A 20,845-nucleotide genomic window follows, 5' to 3' on the forward strand; every position below is an offset into this window, starting at 1 on the left:
GGGCTTGCTCGCGAAGGCCGCACCGCCGATTTCCAGTCAGACACAAAAAACCCCGAAGGGCTCACACCCTTCGGGGTTGTTTTTGTCCCACGCTCTTACAACTTGGCGATGGACACCTCGGTGGATTTCACGAAGGCGATCACTTCGCTGCCGACCTCCAGTTCCAGCTCCTTGACCGAACGGGTGGTGATCACCGACGTGACAATGCCGGAGGCGGTCTGCACGTCGATTTCCGACAGCACGTCGCCGAGAACGATCTCCTTGATCGCGCCTTTGAACTGGTTGCGTACGTTGATGGCTTTGATAGTCATGGCATTGATTCCTGTCGTTTGCTTGAGTTATTGAGCCCAACGCAGTTGCGTAGGCAAGGGTGAAACGGGTTCCGGCGCCGGCGGCTCGCCGGGCAGGGACAACACACGATTGAGCACTTCGGTTTCCAGCGCGGCCAGGCGATGGGAGCCACGCACCCGAGGGCGCGGCAGGTCCACTTGCAGGTCGAGGCCGACTTCGCCGTCCTCGATCAGAATCACCCGGTCGGCAATCGCCACCGCTTCGCTGACGTCGTGGGTCACCAGCAACACGGTGAAACCATGCTGTTGCCAGAGACGTTCGATCAGTTGCTGCATCTCGATCCGGGTCAGCGCATCCAGCGCACCCAGCGGCTCGTCGAGCAGCAACAGACGCGGTTGATGAATCAGCGCCCGGGCCAGCGCCACGCGCTGCTTCTGACCGCCGGACAGTGCCGCCGGCCATTCATGGGCGCGATCGGCGAGGCCGACTGCATCCAGCGCCTGCAAGGCTTGCGCACGCCAGTTGCCTTTAAGGCCGAGACCGACGTTGTCGATGATCTTTTTCCACGGCAGCAGTCGCGCTTCCTGGAACATCAACCGGGTGTCGTCCCGCGCATCGCTGAGCGGTGCAGCCCCGGCGAGCAAATCACCGCCGGTGGGTTGATCGAGGCCGGCGAGCAGACGCAGCAACGTACTTTTGCCGCAGCCACTGCGCCCGACCACGGCGACGAATTGCCCCGCCGGAATGTGCAGGTCGATGTCACGCAGCACCTGCCGCGAACCGAAGGTTTTTTGCAGGTTGCGCAGCGCCAGCGGAATTCCGCGCAGCAGACGTGGAGGTTGTTGAGCGGTCATGCCGCACCTCCTTTCGCCACTTGATACGCCGGATGCCAGCGCAGCCACACACGTTCAAGTCCACGGGCTGCAAGGTCGGCCAGTTTGCCGAGCACCGCGTAGAGCAGAATCGCCAGCACCACCACGTCGGTTTGCAAGAACTCGCGGGCGTTCATCGCCAGATAACCGATGCCGGAGCTGGCGGAGATGGTTTCCGCCACGATCAGCGTCAGCCACATGAAGCCCAGTGCGAAGCGCACGCCGACCAGAATCGAAGGCAACGCGCCCGGCAGAATCACCTGCCAGAACAGGCTGAAGCCGGACAGGCCATAACTGCGCGCCATCTCCACCAGCGCCGGATCGACGTTGCGGATGCCGTGGTACGTGTTGAGGTAGATCGGGAACAGCGTCCCGAGCGCCACCAGGAAAATCTTCGCCGACTCATCGATGCCGAACCACAGGATCACCAGTGGAATCAACGCCAGGTGCGGTACGTTGCGGATCATCTGCACCGAGCTGTCGAGCAGGCGTTCGCCCCACTTCGACAGGCCGGTGATGAAACCCAGCACCAGACCGATGCTGCCACCGATGGTGAAGCCCAGCGCGGCGCGCCAGCCGCTGATCGCCAGGTGCGTCCAGATTTCACCGCTGCGCACCAGACTCACGCCGGCTTCGATCACCGCCACCGGCGCCGGCAGAATCCGCGTCGACAGCCAGCCCGCCGACACCGACAACTGCCACACCGCCAGCAACAACACCGGCAACGCCCAGGGCGCGAGGCTGTGGATAAATTTCTTCATGGCGGCGCCTCAGCTCTGGGACGCGGCTTTGGGAAGAATGTCGTTGGCCACCATCTCGCCGAACGGGCTGACGTAACCGGCGCTTTTAGGCAATTCCGGACGCTCGACGTCGAGGTGCGGGAACAGCAACTCGGCGACGCGATACGACTCTTCGAGGTGTGGATAACCGGAAAAGATGAAGGTATCGATACCCAGATCCGCGTATTCCTTCACCCGCGCCGCCACGGTCGGGCCGTCGCCGACCAGCGCCGTGCCGGCACCGCCGCGCACCAGACCGACGCCGGCCCACAGGTTCGGGCTGACTTCGAGATTGTCGCGGCTGCCACCGTGCAGCGCGGCCATGCGCTGCTGGCCGACCGAATCGAACCGCGCCAGCGAAGCCTGGGCGCGCTTGATGGTGTCGTCGTCCAGATGCGAGATCAGGCGATCCGCCGCCTGCCAGGCTTCAGCGTTGGTTTCCCGCACGATCACGTGCAGACGGATGCCGAAGCGCACGGTGCGCCCAAGCTTGGCCGCTTTGGCGCGAACCTGTTCGATCTTCTCGGCTACGGCTGCGGGCGGCTCGCCCCAGGTCAGGACCATTTCCACTTGTTCGGCGGCCAGATCCTGCGCCGCTTCCGACGAACCACCGAAGTACAGCGGTGGACGCGGTTGCTGGATCGGCGGATAGAGCAATTTGGCGCCCTTCACGCTGATGTGCTCGCCGTCGTAATCCACGGTTTCGCCTTCCAGCACGCGGCGCCAGATCCGGGTGAATTCCACCGAGGCCTGATAGCGCGCTTCGTGATCGAGGAACAGACCGTCGCCGGCCAACTCTTCCGGATCGCCACCGGTCACCAGGTTGAACAGCGCACGACCGCCGGACAGTCGATCCAGCGTCGCGGCCTGACGCGCCGCCACCGTCGGGGAAATGATCCCGGGGCGCAGGGCGACAAGGAATTTCAGACGCTGGGTCACCGGGATCAACGATGCCGCCACCAGCCACGAATCCTCGCAGGAGCGGCCGGTGGGAATCAGTACGCCGCCAAAACCCAGTCGATCCGCCGCTTGCGCGACCTGTTGCAGATAGCCGTGGTCGACGGCGCGGGCGCCTTCGGCGGTGCCAAGGTAATGGCCGTCGCCGTGGGTTGGCAGGAACCAGAAGATGTTGAGGCTCATGGAGTGGTCTCCTTGGGGATTCGATTTACTGGGCTTGGGTGACCGAGCTTTGGGCCACAGCGGCCGGCGGGGTCCAGATCACGTCCTTGATGCTCAACGGCTTGGGAATCAGCTTGAGCTGGTAGAAGGTGTCGGCGATTTTCTGTTGTGCGGCGACCACTTCCGGGGTCAGGAACAGCGCGCCGTAGCCCTGGCGTTTCACCGAGGTCAGGGTGATGTCTGCCGGCAGGCCGAGCAGCGGCGACACCTGTTGAGTCACGTCTTGCGGGTTGGCCTTGGACCACTCGCCCACGGCGCGCACTTCTTCCACGAGGGTCTTGATTACCTCGGGATTTTTCTGTGCGTAGGGTTTGGTCGCCAGGTAGAACTGGTGGTTGTCGACGATGCCTTTGCCGTCACGCAGGGTGTGCGCTTGCAGTTGCTTCTCGGCGGCGGCCTGGTACGGATCCCAGATGACCCAGGCGTCGACGCTGCCACGTTCGAACGCGGCGCGGGCATCGGCCGGCGGCAGGAATACGGTTTGAATGTCGGTGTACTTGAGGCCGGCGTCTTCCAGCGCGCGCACCAGCAGGTAGTGGACGTTGGAGCCTTTGTTCAGGGCGACTTTCTTGCCCTTGAGATCCGCCACCGATTTGATCGGCGAATCTTTCGGCACGAGGATCGCTTCGCTGTTCGGCGCTGGCGGCTCATAGGCCACGTAGAGCAGATCGGCACCGGCAGCCTGGGCGAAGACTGGCGGAGTTTCGCCGGTGACGCCGAAGTCGATCGAGCCGACGTTCAGGCCTTCCAGCAGTTGCGGGCCGCCGGGGAATTCAGTCCATTGCACGTCGACGCCTTGGGCGGCGAGGCGTTTCTCGAGCGTGCCTTTGGCTTTGAGCAGCACCAGCGTGCCGTATTTCTGATAACCGATTCTTAGCGTCTCGGCCTGAGCTTGAGTGATGGCGCCGAAGGACACAGCCGCAGCAAACAGAGCGACCAGACCACGACGCAAAAATACAGTGCGCATAGCGCTCTCCTTTTTGCTGTTGGGTTTTGGCTGCACCTGCTTGGCCGTTGGCGGCTGAGTAAGGTGAGTACTTCAAGTTTCGGTATGGCTCAAATGCTCCAGCGAGCACTCAACAAACGTTCGTTCAACAGCCCCGGATCCAGCGGCTTCGGCCGGCGGGCCATGGCGCTGACAAACTGGTCCAGCGCTTCATGCAACCGCTGCTCCAGAGCCGGCGCCAACTGCGCCTGGGCACTGCCTTCGCCATAGGCGATCTGGCTGTCCTCGGCAAAAATCCCTTGCAGCATTTCCTGGGCCTTCAACGCCGACAGCACAGGCTTGAGGGCGTAATCGACCACCAGCATGTGGGCGATACTGCCGCCGGTGGCCATCGGCAGGACAATCTTGTGGTTCAGCGCGCGCTCGGGCAGCAGATCCAGCAAGGTCTTCAGGGCGCCGGAGAACGACGCCTTGTAGACCGGTGTGGCGATCAGCAGGCCATCGGCGTTTTCAATCTGTTGCAGCAGGTCGAGCACCTTCGGGCTGTCGAAGCGGGCGTGGAGCAGGTCTTCGGCCGGGAAGTCCCGTACCTGATAACTCACCACTTCCACCCCTTGCTGCTGCAACCAGCGTTGCGAGCGCTCCAGCAACACCCCGGAGCGAGAACGTTGACTGGGACTGCCACCGAGTGAGACGACCAGCATTCAGACGATTCCTTGCACGTTACAGGCGATTCGCGGGTTGCGATCTCGCTTCGATGTGAGTGACCTTACCAGCTGATTCATATATCCATAAATCATATTTATTCATTTGGTTATGCTATTTAGAGATATTGGATTGAGGTTTTTCCAGACGAAAAAAAAGGCCGTCGAAACGGCCTGAAATTCCCTGCATCGTGGTTCTGAACTCTGTGTCGCTCAAGCCGACGCCTTCGTCGGAACGCCGCCCGGAACAAGCCCGCTCCCACAGGGGAACGCATTCCAGAATGTGGGAGCGGGCTTGCTCGCGAAAGCGGTGGTGACTACACCGCTAAATTTATTGATTCACTTGTTCGGCTGTGGGGTGAGGCGCAGGTACGGTTTCACCGCGCGATAGCCCTTCGGAAAGCGTTGCTTGATTTCGTCTTCGTCCTTGAGCGACGGCACGATCACCACCTCTTCACCGTCCTGCCAGTTGGCCGGGGTGGCCACCTTGTAGTTGTCGGTGAGCTGCAGCGAATCGATCACCCGCAGGATCTCGTGGAAGTTGCGCCCGGTGCTCGCCGGGTAGGTGATGGTCAGGCGGATCTTCTTGTTCGGATCGATCACGAACAGCGAGCGCACGGTCAGGGTGTCGCTGGCGTTCGGGTGGATCAGGTCATAGAGATCCGAGACCTTGCGATCGGCATCGGCCAGGATCGGAAAGTTGACGATGGTGTTCTGGGTTTCGTTGATGTCCTCGATCCACTTGTGGTGCGAGTCCACCGGGTCGACCGACAGTGCGATGGCCTTCACGCCACGCTTGGTGAATTCGTCCTTGAGCTTGGCAGTGAAGCCCAGCTCGGTGGTGCAGACCGGGGTGAAGTCTGCCGGGTGGGAAAACAACACGCCCCAGCTATCGCCCAGCCATTCGTGGAAACGAATCTTGCCGGCGCTGGAATCCTGTTCGAAATCGGGGGCGATATCGCCAAGTCTGAGGCTCATGGTGCTGCTCCTGATGAGTGGTGGGAGACCTCAACTGTAGCTCGGGATTTCATCTTCTGAAAAAGAATATATAACTAGATATTTATATCCTTTAAGAATATTAAACTTCTGTTCACTGGACGCTTGCCGGGAACGCGTCGAACATCGGCCCCGAGGTTCGAGAAGGCCTTGAGTTGCTGCAAAGAGGGAAATGTCGGGAAAGGTCTACGGGGGTGGGCCGGACCCGAAAACGCAAAAGCCCCGTCCGGCGCGATGCCGGACGGGGCTTTTTTACTTCGGGCTTTTTACATCAGTGCAGGAGCGCGCTATTACAGCAGCGGGATCGAGTAGCTGACGATCAGGCGGTTTTCGTCCTGGTCACGCTGACCAGGAATGTCGTTGCGCCAGGTAGCGTTTTTCCACATGAAACCCAGGTTCTTGGCTGGGCCTTCCGGAATCACGTAACCGATGGTCAGGTCGCGTTCCCACTCGGAGTTGCCATTGCCGTTCTCACGACGGTTGGAACCCACGGTGTCGATGTCGCTGCCACGCAGGTAGACCATACCGGCAGTCAGGCCTGGCAGGCCGACTTTGGCGAAGTCATACGAGTAGCGAGCTTGCCAGGTTTTCTCGCCGGCACGACCGAACTTCTGGATCTGCATGTCGGTGATGGTGTAGTTCGACGAACCGTCGCCCTGGTTCAGCCAAGGGAAGTCGGAGCTGCCGTTGGAAACCTGATAGCCGCCACCGAAGGTGTGACCTTCAACGGTGTACAGGAACAGGCCGCTGTACAGGTTGTTGTCGATCGGGCCTTTGCCGCTGACGTTGCCGACATAGTTACCGTTGCCAAAGTAGGCCGCGGTGTTGTGGTTGGCGCCATCGTCGCTGCTGTGGAAGTAACGGAAGTCAGACTTCAGCACGCCCGGGCCGATTGCCCAGTTGTGAACCAGACCCAGGAAGTGTTGCTTGTAGAAGTCTTCCAGGTTGCCGTAGTAGTACTGGGCAGTCAGGTCCTTGGTGATCTTGTAGTCACCACCGGCGTAGTAGAACTTGTTGCTGTTGGCTACGCGAGCGTTCGCACCGCCAATGGACAGGTTCTCGTTGTTGCTGGAGTTACGACCTTTCACAGCTTCGATTTGACCTGCGACCAGGGACAGGTCCTTGATCTCGCCGGAAGTGATCTGACCGCCCTGCCAGGTTTGTGGCAGCAGACGACCGTCGTTGGTCACGATAACCGGGTTCTTCGGCTGCAGCGTACCCAGCTTCAGTTCGGTCTGGGAGATCTTGGCCTTGGCGGTCAGGCCCAGGCTCGAGAAGTTATCAACAGCTTCGCCGTTGGACTTGCTCGGGAACACAGTGCCACCGTAGGACGTCGAGGTTGCACCGTTGGTGCCACCGCCCGAATCCAGACGCACGCCCAGCAGGCCGATGGCGTCGATACCGAAGCCTACGGTGCCTTGGGTGTAACCGGAGATGAAACGCAGATCGAAGCCTTGGCCCCACTCTTCGTTCTTGCTCTGCACGCCAGAGGCAGTTTTGGCAGCGCTGTCGCGGTTGTCGGTGTTGATGTAGAAGTTACGCAGCCCCAATGTGGCCTTGCTGTCTTCGATGAAACCGGCTGCGCCTGCCTGCTGCGCAATAACCCCTACGGCCACGGCCAGGGCCAAGGTGGACTTGTTCATGTATCGCTCCTCTCGTTTCTAATTCTTGTGTTCCTGGTCCGGAGTCTGACGCCCCTGGATCCTAAGATGCGCGATTAGCACCAGACCGTGACTGACAAGTCAATCGTAACCTTGTGTGTCTACGACCAAGGTCTAATCGCAGTTATTTGGTCCCTGCAGGGTAAAGACTTCCAGATAAACCCAAAAAGAATTTATTCATCCTTTTTCATAACATTCAGGAATATGACGAAATAGTGGCCAACTGTGCCGGGATACAGTGTATCGGCGACTAAGCTCATTCCTAAATGGTATTTATTGGCCTTTTTTTAGATCGTTTAGCTTTGGCGAAACCCCGATTCGTCAAACCCTATCGAAAAGGCGACGCCATCATGGCCAAACGGGCACTATCCAGTCAATTTGTTACAGTTTGTGTGTCAGCTCTGATTTCTTTTTCTGTCCATGCTTCCAGTCTCACTGTCGGCTATCAGACCGGCATCGATCCAAGCAAAGTCCCCCAGGCCGACGGCGTTTACGAGCAGACCATAGGCGAAAAAATCGACTGGCGCCGTTTCAATAGCGGCCCGGAAGTAGTGACAGCCATCGCTTCCGGCGATGTGCAGATCGGCAACCTCGGCTCCAGTCCGCTGGCAGCCGCCGCCTCACGCAATCTGCCGATCGTTGCCTTCATCGTCTCGGCGCAGATCAATACCGCCGAAGCGTTGGTGGTGCGCAACGGCAGTGGTATCAACAAGCCCGAAGACCTGATCGGCAAGACCATCGCCACCCCGTTCGTCTCCACCTCCCACTACAGCCTGCTCGGCGCACTCAAGCACTGGGGCCTGGACACCTCGAAAGTCAAAGTGGTGAACCTGCAACCCGCAGAAATCGCGGCTGCGTGGAAGCGCGGCGACATTGATGGCGCCTTCGTCTGGTCGCCGGCGCTGGGCGAAATCCGCAAGACCGGCAAGACCCTGACCGATGCCGCCCAGGTCGGCCAGTGGGGCGCACCGACCTTCGAAGTCTGGGTGGCACGCAAGGACTTTGCCGAGAAACATCCTGAGGTCGTGGCCAGGTTCGCCAAGGTGACCCTGGACTCGTTCGCCGACTATGCCGCCCATAAAGACAGCTGGACCGCCGACTCGGTACCGGTGCAGAAAATCGCCAAACTGACCGGTGCCAACGCCGCGGATGTCCCGGAACTGCTCGCGGGTTCGGCATTCCCGGACGCCAAGGCACAACAGACTGCGGCGCTGCTGGATGGCGGCACGGCGAAGGCGATTGGTGAGACGGCGAAATTTTTGAAGGAACAGGGCAAGGTCGAAAGCGTTTTGCCTGACTACTCGCCTTATGTCAGTGCGAAGTTTGTCGCGGAGTAAAGGATTTGCCCCCACCTGCCGCGTGGGGGCAATCGCTCATCACAGAGACTTTTCGAAAATCTTCGAATTGCGCTGATAGTTGTACAGAGAAGCCCGAGCCGCCGGCAGGCGCTCGACGCTGCTCGGCTCGAAACCGCGCTCGCGGAACCAGTGGGCAGTGCGGGTGGTGAGGACGAACAGAGTCTTCAAACCCTGCGCCCGGGCACGGGTCTCGATGCGCTCGAGCAATTCGTCGCCACGACCGCCATGGCGGTATTCAGGATTCACCGCCAGGCACGCCAGCTCGCCGGCATCCGAATCGGCAATCTGATACAGCGCCGCACAGGCGATGATCATCCCTTCACGCTCGACCACACTGAACTGCTCGATCTCACGCTCCAGCACTTCGCGGGAACGACGCACCAGAATGCCCTGCTCTTCCAGCGGACTGATCAGGTCAAGCAAACCGCCGACGTCTTCAATCGCCGCCTCGCGCACCAGTTCGAATTGCTCCTGGGCCACCAGCGTACCGCCACCGTCGCGGGTGAACAGTTCGGTCAGCAGCGCGCCGTCCTCGGCATAACTGACGATATGGCTGCGCGCCACACCGCCACGGCAGGCTTCGGCGGCGGCATCCAGCAATTCCGCCTGATAGTTGCTGCCCAGACGCTGCAAATGCGCCGGCACCTGTTGCGGACGCAGCTCGCGCACCAGTTTGCCGTTTTCGTCGATCAGACCGAGGTCGGCGCCGAACAGCAGCAGTTTGTCGGCGCCCAGATCGATGGCGGCGCGAGTGGCGACGTCTTCGCAGGCGAGGTTGAAGATTTCACCGGTCGGCGAGTAACCCAGCGGCGAGAGCAGCACGATGGAGCGCTCGTCGAGCAGACGGTTGATACCCTTGCGGTCGACCCGGCGCACTTCGCCGGTGTGGTGATAGTCGACGCCTTCCAGTACGCCGATCGGCCGTGCGGTCACCAGGTTGCCACTGGCTACCCGCAGGCGCGAGCCCTGCATCGGCGACGAAGCCATGTCCATCGACAGCCGCGCTTCGATGGCGATGCGCAACTGGCCGACCGCGTCGATCACGCACTCAAGGGTTGCGGCATCGGTGATGCGCATGCCGTGGTGGTAATGCGGGGTCAGGCCACGGGCGGCGAGGCGGGTTTCGATCTGCGGACGGGAGCCATGGACCAGCACCAGTCGCACGCCGAGACTGTGCAGCAGCACGATGTCATGGACGATGTTGCCGAAGTTCGGATGCTCCACGCCGTCGCCGGGCAGCATGACGACGAAGGTGCAGTCGCGGTGGGCATTGATATAAGGAGACGCGTGGCGAAGCCAATTGACGTATTCGGGCATGAACCTGGGCCTGTAATAAATAGCAGCCGGAAAAGGGGCGAAACGGAAAACGCACAGCGGGCTGATGGTTATCGTCGGAACAGGCTTGGCGACACGCGCGCTCTCCTCATGAATACGGGTTGGCAGGACGGCAATTTATACAGCTTTGAGACAGTAATGTTCGATCAACTGCCGCAATAGATGCACGGTAGGCTGCAAACGTGACATTTCAAGGTACTCGTCCGGCTGATGCGCACAGGCAATATCACCAGGGCCGAGCACAATGGTTTCACAGCCAAGGCGCTGAAGATAAGGCGCTTCGGTGCCGAACGCTACCGCTTCGGCCGCGTGGCCGGTGAGTTTTTCGGCAATTCGCACCAGCTCCGCGTCTTCTGCCTGCTCGAACGGCGGCACTTCGGGGAACAGCGGCGCGTAATCGATCTTCACCTGATGCCGTTCAGCGACCGGGTTGAGCTTGCGCAGGATCTCGGCCCGCAGCACTTTCGGGTCCATTCCCGGCAACGGCCGCAGATCGAACTCCAGCGAACACTGGCCACAGATGCGGTTGGGGTTGTCGCCACCATGGATGCAGCCGAAGTTCATGGTCGGCTGCGGCACGCTGAACTGCGGATTGTTGAATTCGCGCTGCCACAGCAGGCGCAGGCCGCGCAGTTCACCCATGGCATCGTGCATCGCCTCGAGAGCGCTGTGCCCCAGACGCGGATCCGACGAATGGCCGCTCTGCCCGAGGATATCGATGCGCTCCATCATGATGCCCTTGTGCATGCGGATCGGCTTGAGGCCGGTCGGCTCGCCGATCACCGCCGCGCGCCCGATTGGACGCCCGGCCTCGGCCAGCGCCCGGGCGCCGGACATCGAGCTTTCTTCATCGCAGGTGGCGAGAATCAGCAGCGGTTGCCTGAACGGCTGGTCGAGCAGCGGCTGCACAGCCTCGATGATCAGGGCGAAAAAACCCTTCATGTCGCAACTGCCGAGGCCGACCCAGCGGCCGTCGACTTCGGTGAGTTTCAGCGGATCGGTTTTCCACAGCGCATCGTCGTACGGCACCGTGTCACTGTGCCCGGCCAGCACCAGCCCGCCGGGACCGCTGCCGAAACTGGCGAGCAGGTTGAACTTGCCGGGGCTGACCTGCTGGATGTCGCAACTGAAGCCCAGATCTCCCAGCCATCCGGCGAGCAGATCGATCACCGCCCGGTTGGATTGATCCAGGTTCGGCTGGGTGCAACTGACCGACGGCGCGGCGATCAGTGCAGCGAACTGGTCTTGCATGGATGGCAAAGGCATCGCTGACTCCAACTCCCGGATTGAAGTCCATCATAGAACCATCCGGCGCCGAGAATAAACCGCCGCAAGGCGTAGGAAGGTTCAGTCCTGTACACTGCACGACCTTGGCAGCCACACATTCCCCCGGCTGCGCTCCCGATCCTGGATTTTCCGGCCATGCAGAAAGAAACCGAAATCAAACTCCGCGTCAGCCGCGAAACCCTCGCCGCCCTGCGCGAGCACCCTCTCCTGAAAAAACGCAACAAAAGTGGCTGGGAACGCCGTGAGTTGATGAATCAGTACTTCGACACGCCCGAGCGTGACCTGGCCCGGGCCAAGGTTGCCCTGCGCCTGCGCAAGGACGGCGAAGAAGTGATCCAGACCCTCAAGACCCGTGGCCAGAGCGTTGCCGGTCTGTCCGAGCGTAACGAATACGACTGGCACCTGCCCAAAGCCAAACTCGACGTGAAGAAACTCGACGGCGAATGCTGGCCCGAGTCCCTCGCCGAGCTGGACAAGAAAACCCTGAAGCCGATCTTCACCACCGATTTCGTCCGCGAGCGCGCCGAAATCGCCTGGGGCCGTGGCAAGACCAAAGTGGTCATCGAGGCCGCTCTGGACCTGGGCCACGTAGTGGTCGGCAAGCAGAAAGAAGAAATCTGCGAGCTGGAACTGGAACTGCGCGAAGGCGAACCTGCCGCGCTGCTGGAACTGGCCGCCGAACTGGCCGAAACCCTGGCCCTGATGCCGTGCGACATCAGCAAGGCCGAGCGCGGCTATCGCCTGTACGACGCCAACAGCTACTCGCTGAGCCTGCCGGCACCGGCCATCACCGCTGAAACCCCGCTGGACGACGCTTTCGCTGCCCTGAGCTGGCACTTGCTCGGCAGCAGCCAGCGTCTGGCCGAACAGTATCGTTTCAACGGCCACTGGCGCCTGCTGCAGGACTGGGTCGAGAACCTCGCGGAAATGCGCGCCCTGCTCAGCAGCCTCGGCCAGGCCGCGCCGCGTCAGTCGACCCACGACCTGCGCGTTGCGCTGGACGCCCTGCTGGAAGACTGGCGTCCGCTGGTACAAGTCGGCCTTGAAGACGAAGATGTGCGTAAAGCCGCACCGGAGCAGTTCCTCGAAGAACTGGAAGATCCGCGCTGGGGCCTGTTCTCGCTGAACGCTTCGCGCTGGTTGCTGGCCCGCACCTGGGCGGCTGATCGCAACACCCGTGGCAACCGCCAGGGCGCTGCGCAATTGAGCAGCTGGCTGCCGCGCCTGCTGGGCGAAGAAGCCACTTCGCTGCAACTGCAGCGTTATCAGCAGCAGCCGGAAGATCTGGCCGAGCAACTGCCACGCATCGAACGCATCCAAGTCTGGCTGCACCACGCGCGCAGCGTGCTGGAGATCCCGGAAATGGATCGCCTGTACGGCGAACTGAACAAACTGGCGCAACTGGCCAACGAGCCGACCATCACCGATGAACTGCTCGATGCACGCAAACATCAGGCGATTGCGGTTTACCAGAATCGCGCCTGGAAAATGCTGCTGCGCATGTAATCCCCGGATGATGATCGTTCCCGCTCACGGGAACGATCATCAGCGCAGGACCGGCAGGCTAGTCGTCGACTTGATCTCCGACAGCGCCACGATCGAGTTCACCTCCTGAATCCCCGGCACCAGCGACAGCTTCTCGAAGAAGAAGCGCTCATACGCCTCGATGTCCGCCGCGACAATCCGCAACAGAAAGTCCACCGCCCCCATCAATACGTAACACTCCAGCACTTCGGGGAAACCGCGAATCGCCTCGGTGAATTCGGTGAAGTTCGAACGGCCGTGGGCGTTGAGTTTGATTTCGGCGAAGATCTGCGTGTTCAGGCCGATTTTCTTGCGATCGAGCAAGGTCACCTGACCACGAATGATCCCCTCCTCCTTCATCCGTTGAATCCGTCGCCAGCACGGCGACTGCGACAGACCCACCTGTTCGGCGATCTGTGCGCTGGACAGGGAAGCGTCCTCTTGCAGCAGGGCGAGAATACGCCGGTCGTAGCTGTCCAGCTCACTGTGCATAAATAATCCTCAAAATCGGACAATGGCGAATTGATCTTCCTCATCAATCGCCTGACCAGCTCATCTTAGACAAGAAATGCCCGGCATCGGATGTAAAAATTCCTCCACTGATTCCGGAGACCTGCCATGCCACACCTCGAAGCCGTCAACACCCCAGCGCCCCGTGCCGATGTGTGGAACGCCAGCAACGCCCACTGCCACGCGCAGTACCAGATACTGGCCGAGGCTGAGCCGGATCTGTTGGTACGTGTGCTGAACCTGTTCGCCTTGCAGTTCCTCACCCCGGAGCAGGTCAGTGTCCAGCGTCTGGACGATCTGCTGTCGATCGACATCGTCATGGGCGGCCTGAGCTGGCATCGCGCCCGGGTGATCGCGGAAAAACTTCGTAACCTGATCAGTGTCTGCTCGGTCAACCTGCAAAACCCCGACGCGGCGTGGGGTGCGCCGGCTCAGGCAACAGGCTGACAAAACCGGAAACGCCTTTGTCGGGTAGTGGCCCAACGGTAGGCGGGGCCACGACTATCCTTTGCGGACTGTCGTTCAAAAGGAGCCCGCATGTCCGTTCAACTCGCCACTCAGGACCGCTGGCTGGATCTCAATGATGTATTGCGTGAACTGGTCGCCCAGGGCTTCATCAGCCAGGACTCGGCCGAACAGGCGCTGAATGCGCGCCGCCGCCAGGCGACCCTCGGGCAGGTTCACCCGCTTGAATTCATCGCCAGCCAGCAACTGGAGGACCTCAGCCGTCCGGGCAGACACCTGGACCTCGAAAGCCTGACCCTGTGGCTGGCGCAGCAGGCCGGCCAGCCATACCTGCGCATCGATCCGCTGAAGATCAACGTCGCCGCCATCACGCCGCTGATGTCCTATGCCTTTGCCCAGCGCCACAAGATCCTTGCGGTGTCGGTCGACCGCGACGCGGTGACCGTGGCCAGCGCCCAGCCCTACGTCAATGGCTGGGAAGCCGACCTGACCCACGTGCTGAAACTGCCGGTCAAACGGGTGGTGGCCAACCCGGCGGACATTCAGCGTTTCAGCGTCGAGTTCTTTCGCCTCGCCAAATCGGTCAGCGGCGCCAGTAACGCCGACCAGCCGGGCAGCAACCTCGGCAACTTCGAACAACTGCTCAACCTTGGCGCCAGCGATCAGGAGCCGGACGCCAACGACGCGCACATCGTCAACATCGTCGACTGGCTGTTCCAGTACGCCTTCCAGCAGCGCGCCAGCGATATCCACATCGAGCCGCGGCGCGAGCAAGGCACGGTGCGTTTTCGCATCGACGGTGTGCTGCACAACGTTTATCAGTTCCCGCCACAGGTGACGATGGCCATCGTCAGTCGCCTGAAAAGCCTCGGCAGAATGAATGTCGCCGAGAAGCGCAAACCCCAGGACGGCCGGGTCAAGACCAAGACACCGGACGGCGGCGAAGTCGAGTTGCGGTTGTCGACCCTACCCACCGCGTTCGGCGAAAAAATGGTGATGCGGATCTTCGACCCGGAAGTGCTGCTCAAGGATTTCGATCAGCTGGGGTTTTCCGCCGAAGACCTGCGCCGCTGGCAGGACATGACCCGCCAGCCCAACGGCATCATTCTGGTGACCGGGCCGACCGGTTCGGGCAAGACCACCACGCTCTACACCACCCTGAAAAAGCTGGCGACCCCGGAAATCAACCTCTGCACCATCGAAGACCCGATCGAGATGGTCGAGCCGGCCTTCAACCAGATGCAGGTGCAGCACAACATCGACCTGACCTTTGCCGCCGGGGTACGGGCACTGATGCGGCAGGACCCGGACATCATCATGATCGGCGAGATCCGCGACCTGGAGACCGCCGAAATGGCCATCCAGGCTGCGTTGACCGGGCACCTGGTGCTATCGACCCTGCACACCAACGACGCACCCAGCGCCATCAGCCGCCTGCTGGAACTCGGCGTGCCGCATTACCTGATCAAGGCCACGGTGCTCGGGGTCATGGCTCAGCGTCTGGTGCGCACGTTATGCCCGCACTGCAAGGCGCCGCTGCCCATCGGCGAAGAAGACTGGCAAACCCTGACCCGGCCGTGGCAGGCACCACTGCCGGGCAACGCACAACGGGCCATCGGTTGCCTGGAATGCCGCGACACCGGTTATCACGGTCGCGCCGGGGTCTACGAAATCATGCAACTGACCGACAGCCTCAAAGGGCTGATCAGCCCCGACACCGATTTGACCGCGCTCCGGCGCCAGGCTTTCAAGGAAGGCATGCGCAGCCTGCGATTGTCCGGCGCGCAGAAAGTCGCGGCGGGGCTGACGACCATCGAGGAGGTGCTGCGGGTGACACCGCAGAGTGAGCAGAAATAGCCTGTCACGGAACCGGATCGCCGAATTGGCGATCCAAGCCGTTATTCAACACCAGTGGAGTCATCCCTCATGCGTCTCAAACTTGCTGTCGCCACCCTTGCCCTGCTGTCTCTGCCCGTCGGTTCGGCAATGGCTGACAGCTTTTGGCGTAACGTCATTTCGTCCGGCGCCACCACCGGCTCGACGTACCTGACCTTCAAGGATCACAAGCTGATCGTCGCCGCCCAGGACGACGCCGGCAGCTTCGTTGCCAGCGATGGCGGCATCCGTGGCCCCTATCTGGAAGCCGCCATGCAGAAAGTCCGCGCCGATAACCCGGGCCTGCAGGCAACGGACATGGAACTGGCGAACGCGATTCTGGCGAAGAACGCCGTGGCGTCGGAATAAACCTGTCGCCCACAAACATGCCGCTCACATGAGCGGCATTTTTTTGCCCGTCAATCAGCGGTAATCGTCTACCGGCACACACGCGCAGAACAGGTTGCGGTCGCCGTAGACGTTGTCCACCCGGTTTACCGCCGGCCAGTACTTGTGCGCTCTGGTATGCGCATCCGGCGTAATGCCCTGCTCAATGCTGTAGGGCCGTTCCCAGACACCAGTGACATCGGCCAGCGTATGCGGTGCACGCTTGAGCGGATTGTCCTCGGCCGGCCAGTTGCCATTCTGCACTTCGGTGATTTCCGCGCGAATACTCAACATGGCACCGATGAAACGGTCCAGCTCAGCCTTGGACTCACTCTCGGTCGGCTCGACCATCAGCGTCCCCGGTACCGGGAACGACATGGTCGGCGCGTGGAAGCCGTAATCCATCAGGCGCTTGGCGATGTCTTCCTCACTGATGCCGGTCTGCGCTTTCAGCGGCCGCAGATCCAGAATGCACTCGTGGGCGACCCGATCATTGCGACCGGTGTAGAGCACCGCAAAGGCGCCGGACAAGTGCTGCGCCAGGTAATTGGCCGCGAGAATCGCCACTTCGCTGGCGTCCGCCAGTTGCGGCCCCATCATCGCAATGTACATCCAGCTGATCGGCAAAATGCTCGCACTGCCCCAGGGCGCGGCACTCACGGCACCGTTCTGCGGCTGCGGCCCGTCGATCGGCACCACCGGATGATTGGCGACGAACGGCGCCAGATGCGCGCGCACGCCAATCGGCCCCATGCCCGGCCCGCCTCCGCCGTGAGGAATGCAGAAGGTCTTGTGCAGGTTCATGTGTGACACGTCGGCGCCAATGTCCGCCGGCCGGGCCAGGCCGACCTGGGCATTGAGGTTGGCGCCGTCCATGTAAACCTGACCGCCGTGCTTGTGGATAACTTCGCAGATTTCGCTGATGCCCTCCTCGTACACGCCGTGAGTCGACGGATACGTCGCCATCAGGCACGACAACTTGTCCCCGGCCTCGGCAGCCTTGGTCTTCAAATCCTCCAGATCGACGTTACCGGCCTCGTCGCACTCGACGATCACCACGCGCATCCCGGCCATTTGCGCCGAGGCCGGGTTGGTGCCGTGGGCCGAGGACGGAATCAGGCAGACATCGCGCCCGCCCTGCTGACGGCTTTCGTGATATTTGCGGATCGCCAACAACCCGGCGTATTCGCCCTGAGCGCCGGAATTGGGCTGCATGCAGATCGCGTCGAACCCGGTGATCGCGCACAGCCAGCGCTCCAGCTCCTCGATCATCAGTGTGTAACCGACGGCCTGCTCCCGGGGCACGAACGGGTGCAGGTTGGCGAACTGCGGCCAGGTGATCGGGATCATTTCGCTGGTGGCATTGAGTTTCATGGTGCAGGAGCCGAGCGGGATCATTGACTGGTTGAGTGCCAGATCCTTGTTCTCCAGCTGCTTGAGGTAGCGCAGCATCTCGGTTTCGCTGTGGTGGGCATTGAACACCGGGTGGCGCAGGTACGGCGTGCTGCGTTGCAGCGTGTCGGGAATGCCGCAGGCCAGCGTTTCAGCGTCGAGCTCATCGACGCTCAACCCATGATCGGCGCCCAGCAGCACATCGAACAGTTTGGCCACGGTGTTTTCATTGCAGGTCTCGTCGAGGCTCAGGCCCAGGTGGCCGCGACCGAGAATGCGCAGGTTGATCTGCGCAGCCTGGGCGCTTTCGATGATCGCGGTTTGCGCTCCGCCCACGTCCAGCGTGAGGGTGTCGAAGAAGTGTTCGTTGAGGCGCTTGATGCCATGGCGCTCGAGGCCGGCAGCGAGAATGCAGGTCAGCCGATGGATTCGCTGGGCAATGCGTTTCAGCCCTTGCGGCCCGTGGTACACGGCATAAAAACTGGCGATATTGGCCAGCAGCACTTGAGCGGTGCAGATGTTCGAATTGGCCTTCTCCCGGCGGATGTGCTGCTCGCGGGTCTGCAGGGCCATGCGCAGCGCAACGTTGCCGCGAGCATCTTTCGAGACACCGATGATGCGCCCGGGAATCGCCCGTTTGTACTCCTCGCGACTGGCGAAAAACGCCGCGTGCGGCCCGCCATACCCCATCGGTACGCCGAAACGCTGGGATGAGCCGAACACCACGTCCGCACCCAACTCGCCCGGCGGGGTCAGCAACAACAGACTCAGCAGATCGGCCGCGACACAGGCCAGCGCCTGCTGCGCATGCAGATGGTCGATCAACGGACGCAGGTCCCGGACCTCGCCGTGGGTGTCGGGGTATTGCAGCAGTGCGCCGAACACCTGGTGCTGTTTCAAGTTATCCACAGTGTCGACGATCAACTCGAAACCGAAGCCTTCGGCGCGGGTCTGCACCACGGAAATGGTTTGCGGATGACAGTTTTCGTCGATGAAAAACAGATTGCTCTTCGACTTCGCCACACGTTTGGCCAGCGCCATGGCCTCGGCGGCGGCAGTGGCCTCATCAAGCAGCGACGCGTTCGCCAGCTCCAGACCGGTCAGGTCGATGGTCAGTTGCTGGAAGTTGAGCAACGCTTCGAGCCGGCCTTGGGCAATTTCCGGTTGATACGGGGTGTAGGCGGTGTACCAGCCGGGATTTTCCAGCACATTGCGCAGAATGACCGTCGGCGTGAGGGTGCCGTGGTAACCCATGCCGATCAGGCTGGTCCAGACCTGATTCTGTTCGGCGTACCCGCGCAGTTTCGCCAGCGCGGCCTGCTCGTCCAGTGCCGGCGGCAAGTCCAGTTCCCGGTTGAGGCGGATCGCAGGCGGTACGGTCTGTTCGATCAGTTCGATCCGGCTGCCCAGGCCCAGGCTGTCGAGCATGGCCTGTTGTTCGGCGGCATCGGGGCCAAGGTGACGGCGCAGGAAGGCATGGGGGTCGCGTAACTGGCTCAAGGATGGCAACTGGGACATGACGGGCTCTCTCTTGGCTGGCGGCTCGGCGTCAATGCAACACGGTCAAACCAGCATAGCAGCGGAAACCGACGCAGACGGCTTGGCGGCAGGTGGCCGGACGGGGCATGCTGTGGCACCTGCAACAAGGGTCCAACCAGCGGATGATCGAGTCCTCATGAGCCAACAGCCGTTTCTGCCGTTTTCCAAACCTGTCATCGATGAAGCCACCATTGCCGCCGTCGGCGATGTCCTGCGCTCCGGCTGGATCACCAGCGGGCCAAAGGTCCAGGCCTTCGAAGCACAATTGTCGGAGTATTTTGGCGGCCGTCCGGTACGCACCTTCAACTCCGGCACCTGCACCATGGAAATCGCCTTGCGCATCGCCGGCATCGGGCCGGGGGACGAAGTGATCACCACGCCGATTTCCTGGGTGGCCACGGCCAACGTGATTCTTGAAGTGGGTGCCACGCCGGTGTTCGCCGACATCGATCCGGTCACCCGCAACATCGACCTGGACCGGCTGGAGGCGGCCATCACCCCGCGCACCAAAGCTGTCATTCCGGTCTTTCTCGCCGGGCTGCCGGTGGACATGGAGCGCCTGTACGCCATCGCTGAAAAGCACAACCTGCGCATCGTCGAAGACGCCGCCCAGGCCCTTGGTTCGAGCTGGAACGGGCAGCGCATCGGCGCCACCGGCGACTTCGTATCGTTCAGCTTTCAGGCCAACAAGAACGTGACCTGCTCCGAGGGTGGCTGCCTGGTGCTGAACACGCCCGAGGAAGCGCGCCTGGCGGAGAAGTACCGTTTGCAGGGCGTCACCCGCAACGGGTTCGACGGCCTGGACGTCGATGTACTGGGCGGCAAATTCAACATGACCGACGTCGCAGCGACCATCGGCCTCGGCCAGTTCGCCCACATCGAAGCTTTGACGGCCCATCGTCAGGAACTGGCTCGCCACTACTTCAAATGCTTTGGCGACGACTTCGAGGCCAAGTACGGCGCGCAACTGCCACCTGCCGACTTCACCAACAGCAACTGGCATCTGTTCCAACTGGTGCTGCCGGAACGCAAGGACGGCTTGCCGGCGCGGGCCACGTTCATGGAGAAGATGCAGGAATTGGGCATCGGTATCGGTTATCACTATCCGCCGATCCACTTGCTGAGCCTGTACCGTGAGCGCGGTTTCAAGGAAGGGATGTTGCCGGTGGCCGAACGCGTGGGGCGGCTGATCGTGTCGTTGCCGATGTTCAACACCATGAACAAGGACGATGTCGAGCGTTCCGTGGCAGCCGTCAAAGCGGTGCTGGGCAACGCCTGAGCCATCCCCGATAAAAAGCTGCGCACAAAAAAGCCCCGACGGATCGGGGCTTTGCGGTATTGCCTGAAGCTTATTCGCCGATGGCGGCCTTGTAGCCTGCTGCATCGAGCAGCTTGTCCAGCTCGGCCTTGTCGCTTGGCTTGAGCTTGAAGATCCACGCGGCGTACGGATCGTTGTTCAGTTCTTCCGGCGAGTTGGCCAGTTCCTCGTTGACCGCGATCACTTCACCGCCAACCGGGGAGTAGATGTCGGAAGCGGCTTTCACCGACTCGACAACACCCGCCGCTTCACCGGCAGCAAACACCTTGCCGACTTCAGCCAGTTCAACGAACACCACATCGCCCAACGCTTCCTGAGCGTGATCGCTGATGCCCACGGTGACGGTGCCGTCGGCTTCCAGGCGCGCCCATTCATGACTTTCGGCAAAACGCAGTTCGGCTGGGATGTTGCTCATGCTCGGTGTCCT

The 20,845-nt window shown here is 61.4% G+C and carries 19 protein-coding genes; 6 read left to right on the forward strand and 13 right to left on the reverse strand.

Annotated elements, in window-relative coordinates:
• Positions 1 to 95 precede the first annotated feature (95 nt).
• From C6Y56_RS27435 to C6Y56_RS27470, 8 genes are all read right to left on the reverse strand, one after another.
• Positions 96 to 311: a TOBE domain-containing protein gene (locus C6Y56_RS27435; RefSeq protein ID WP_007953520.1), complete on the reverse strand. Its 216-nt coding sequence runs from the start codon at positions 309 to 311 to the stop codon at positions 96 to 98.
• Positions 312 to 338: 27 nt separating this feature from the next.
• On the reverse strand, positions 339 to 1,145 hold the full coding sequence (gene ssuB / locus C6Y56_RS27440) for an aliphatic sulfonates ABC transporter ATP-binding protein (protein ID WP_169432370.1): 807 nt from the start codon (positions 1,143 to 1,145) through the stop codon (positions 339 to 341).
• Positions 1,142 to 1,924, reverse strand: a complete 783-nt coding sequence (ssuC, locus tag C6Y56_RS27445) for an aliphatic sulfonate ABC transporter permease SsuC (protein WP_011336451.1) — start codon at positions 1,922 to 1,924, stop codon at positions 1,142 to 1,144. The genes ssuB and ssuC overlap by 4 nt, the downstream gene beginning before the upstream one ends.
• A 9-nt stretch (positions 1,925 to 1,933) precedes the next feature.
• Positions 1,934 to 3,082, reverse strand: a complete 1,149-nt coding sequence (gene ssuD / locus C6Y56_RS27450; RefSeq protein WP_011336452.1) for an FMNH2-dependent alkanesulfonate monooxygenase — start codon at positions 3,080 to 3,082, stop codon at positions 1,934 to 1,936.
• Between the two features lie 25 nt (positions 3,083 to 3,107).
• Positions 3,108 to 4,088 (reverse strand): sulfonate ABC transporter substrate-binding protein, encoded by a 981-nt coding sequence (locus C6Y56_RS27455; RefSeq protein WP_085689864.1) that lies wholly within the window; start codon positions 4,086 to 4,088, stop codon positions 3,108 to 3,110.
• 89 nt (positions 4,089 to 4,177) lie between these two features.
• Complete coding sequence (gene ssuE, locus C6Y56_RS27460; protein ID WP_169432371.1) at positions 4,178 to 4,771, reverse strand: NADPH-dependent FMN reductase; 594 nt, start codon at positions 4,769 to 4,771, stop codon at positions 4,178 to 4,180.
• Between the two features lie 339 nt (positions 4,772 to 5,110).
• Positions 5,111 to 5,749, reverse strand: a complete 639-nt coding sequence (locus C6Y56_RS27465; protein WP_169432372.1) for a peroxiredoxin — start codon at positions 5,747 to 5,749, stop codon at positions 5,111 to 5,113.
• Between the two features lie 308 nt (positions 5,750 to 6,057).
• Complete coding sequence (locus tag C6Y56_RS27470; protein ID WP_169432373.1) at positions 6,058 to 7,410, reverse strand: OprD family porin; 1,353 nt, start codon at positions 7,408 to 7,410, stop codon at positions 6,058 to 6,060.
• Positions 7,411 to 7,775: 365 nt separating this feature from the next.
• Between C6Y56_RS27470 and tauA the strand changes: the two genes are divergently transcribed.
• A complete protein-coding gene (gene tauA, locus C6Y56_RS27475) occupies positions 7,776 to 8,765 on the forward strand; it encodes a taurine ABC transporter substrate-binding protein (protein WP_169432716.1) in 990 nt (329 codons plus the stop codon).
• 39 nt (positions 8,766 to 8,804) lie between these two features.
• Here the strand turns inward: tauA and argA are convergent, their stop codons facing one another.
• A complete protein-coding gene (gene argA, locus C6Y56_RS27480) occupies positions 8,805 to 10,103 on the reverse strand; it encodes an amino-acid N-acetyltransferase (RefSeq protein WP_007951778.1) in 1,299 nt (432 codons plus the stop codon).
• Positions 10,104 to 10,238: 135 nt separating this feature from the next.
• Positions 10,239 to 11,387, reverse strand: a complete 1,149-nt coding sequence (argE, locus tag C6Y56_RS27485) for an acetylornithine deacetylase (RefSeq protein WP_169432374.1) — start codon at positions 11,385 to 11,387, stop codon at positions 10,239 to 10,241.
• Between the two features lie 156 nt (positions 11,388 to 11,543).
• Here argE and C6Y56_RS27490 point away from each other — a divergent pair, with 156 nt between their 5' ends.
• Entirely contained in the window at positions 11,544 to 12,914 is a 1,371-nt protein-coding gene (locus C6Y56_RS27490) for an inorganic triphosphatase (RefSeq protein ID WP_169432375.1), read from the forward strand.
• Positions 12,915 to 12,953: 39 nt separating this feature from the next.
• On the opposite strand, the gene C6Y56_RS27495 is transcribed toward C6Y56_RS27490, so the two are convergent.
• Positions 12,954 to 13,424: an Lrp/AsnC family transcriptional regulator gene (locus C6Y56_RS27495; RefSeq protein WP_007951785.1), complete on the reverse strand. Its 471-nt coding sequence runs from the start codon at positions 13,422 to 13,424 to the stop codon at positions 12,954 to 12,956.
• A gap of 126 nt (positions 13,425 to 13,550) precedes the next feature.
• On the opposite strand from C6Y56_RS27495, the gene C6Y56_RS27500 reads away from it, so the two are divergent.
• The 3 genes from C6Y56_RS27500 to C6Y56_RS27510 all read left to right on the forward strand — a co-directional run bounded on the left by C6Y56_RS27500 (position 13,551) and on the right by C6Y56_RS27510 (position 16,151).
• On the forward strand, positions 13,551 to 13,889 hold the full coding sequence (locus C6Y56_RS27500) for a hypothetical protein (RefSeq protein WP_169432376.1): 339 nt from the start codon (positions 13,551 to 13,553) through the stop codon (positions 13,887 to 13,889).
• Positions 13,890 to 13,979: 90 nt separating this feature from the next.
• On the forward strand, positions 13,980 to 15,764 hold the full coding sequence (locus C6Y56_RS27505) for a GspE/PulE family protein (RefSeq protein ID WP_169432377.1): 1,785 nt from the start codon (positions 13,980 to 13,982) through the stop codon (positions 15,762 to 15,764).
• A gap of 69 nt (positions 15,765 to 15,833) precedes the next feature.
• On the forward strand, positions 15,834 to 16,151 hold the full coding sequence (locus C6Y56_RS27510) for a DUF2388 domain-containing protein (protein WP_007951791.1): 318 nt from the start codon (positions 15,834 to 15,836) through the stop codon (positions 16,149 to 16,151).
• A 54-nt stretch (positions 16,152 to 16,205) separates the two neighbouring features.
• Here the strand turns inward: C6Y56_RS27510 and gcvP are convergent, their stop codons facing one another.
• Positions 16,206 to 19,079, reverse strand: a complete 2,874-nt coding sequence (gcvP, locus tag C6Y56_RS27515) for an aminomethyl-transferring glycine dehydrogenase (protein WP_169432378.1) — start codon at positions 19,077 to 19,079, stop codon at positions 16,206 to 16,208.
• A 157-nt stretch (positions 19,080 to 19,236) separates the two neighbouring features.
• Between gcvP and C6Y56_RS27520 the strand changes: the two genes are divergently transcribed.
• Positions 19,237 to 20,379, forward strand: a complete 1,143-nt coding sequence (locus tag C6Y56_RS27520) for a DegT/DnrJ/EryC1/StrS family aminotransferase (protein ID WP_169432379.1) — start codon at positions 19,237 to 19,239, stop codon at positions 20,377 to 20,379.
• Between the two features lie 70 nt (positions 20,380 to 20,449).
• Here the strand turns inward: C6Y56_RS27520 and gcvH are convergent, their stop codons facing one another.
• Complete coding sequence (gene gcvH / locus C6Y56_RS27525; protein WP_169432380.1) at positions 20,450 to 20,833, reverse strand: glycine cleavage system protein GcvH; 384 nt, start codon at positions 20,831 to 20,833, stop codon at positions 20,450 to 20,452.
• Positions 20,834 to 20,845 lie beyond the last annotated feature (12 nt).

The organism is Pseudomonas fluorescens (assembly GCF_012974785.1).
Taxonomy (GTDB): Bacteria; Pseudomonadota; Gammaproteobacteria; order Pseudomonadales; family Pseudomonadaceae; genus Aquipseudomonas; species Aquipseudomonas fluorescens_BT.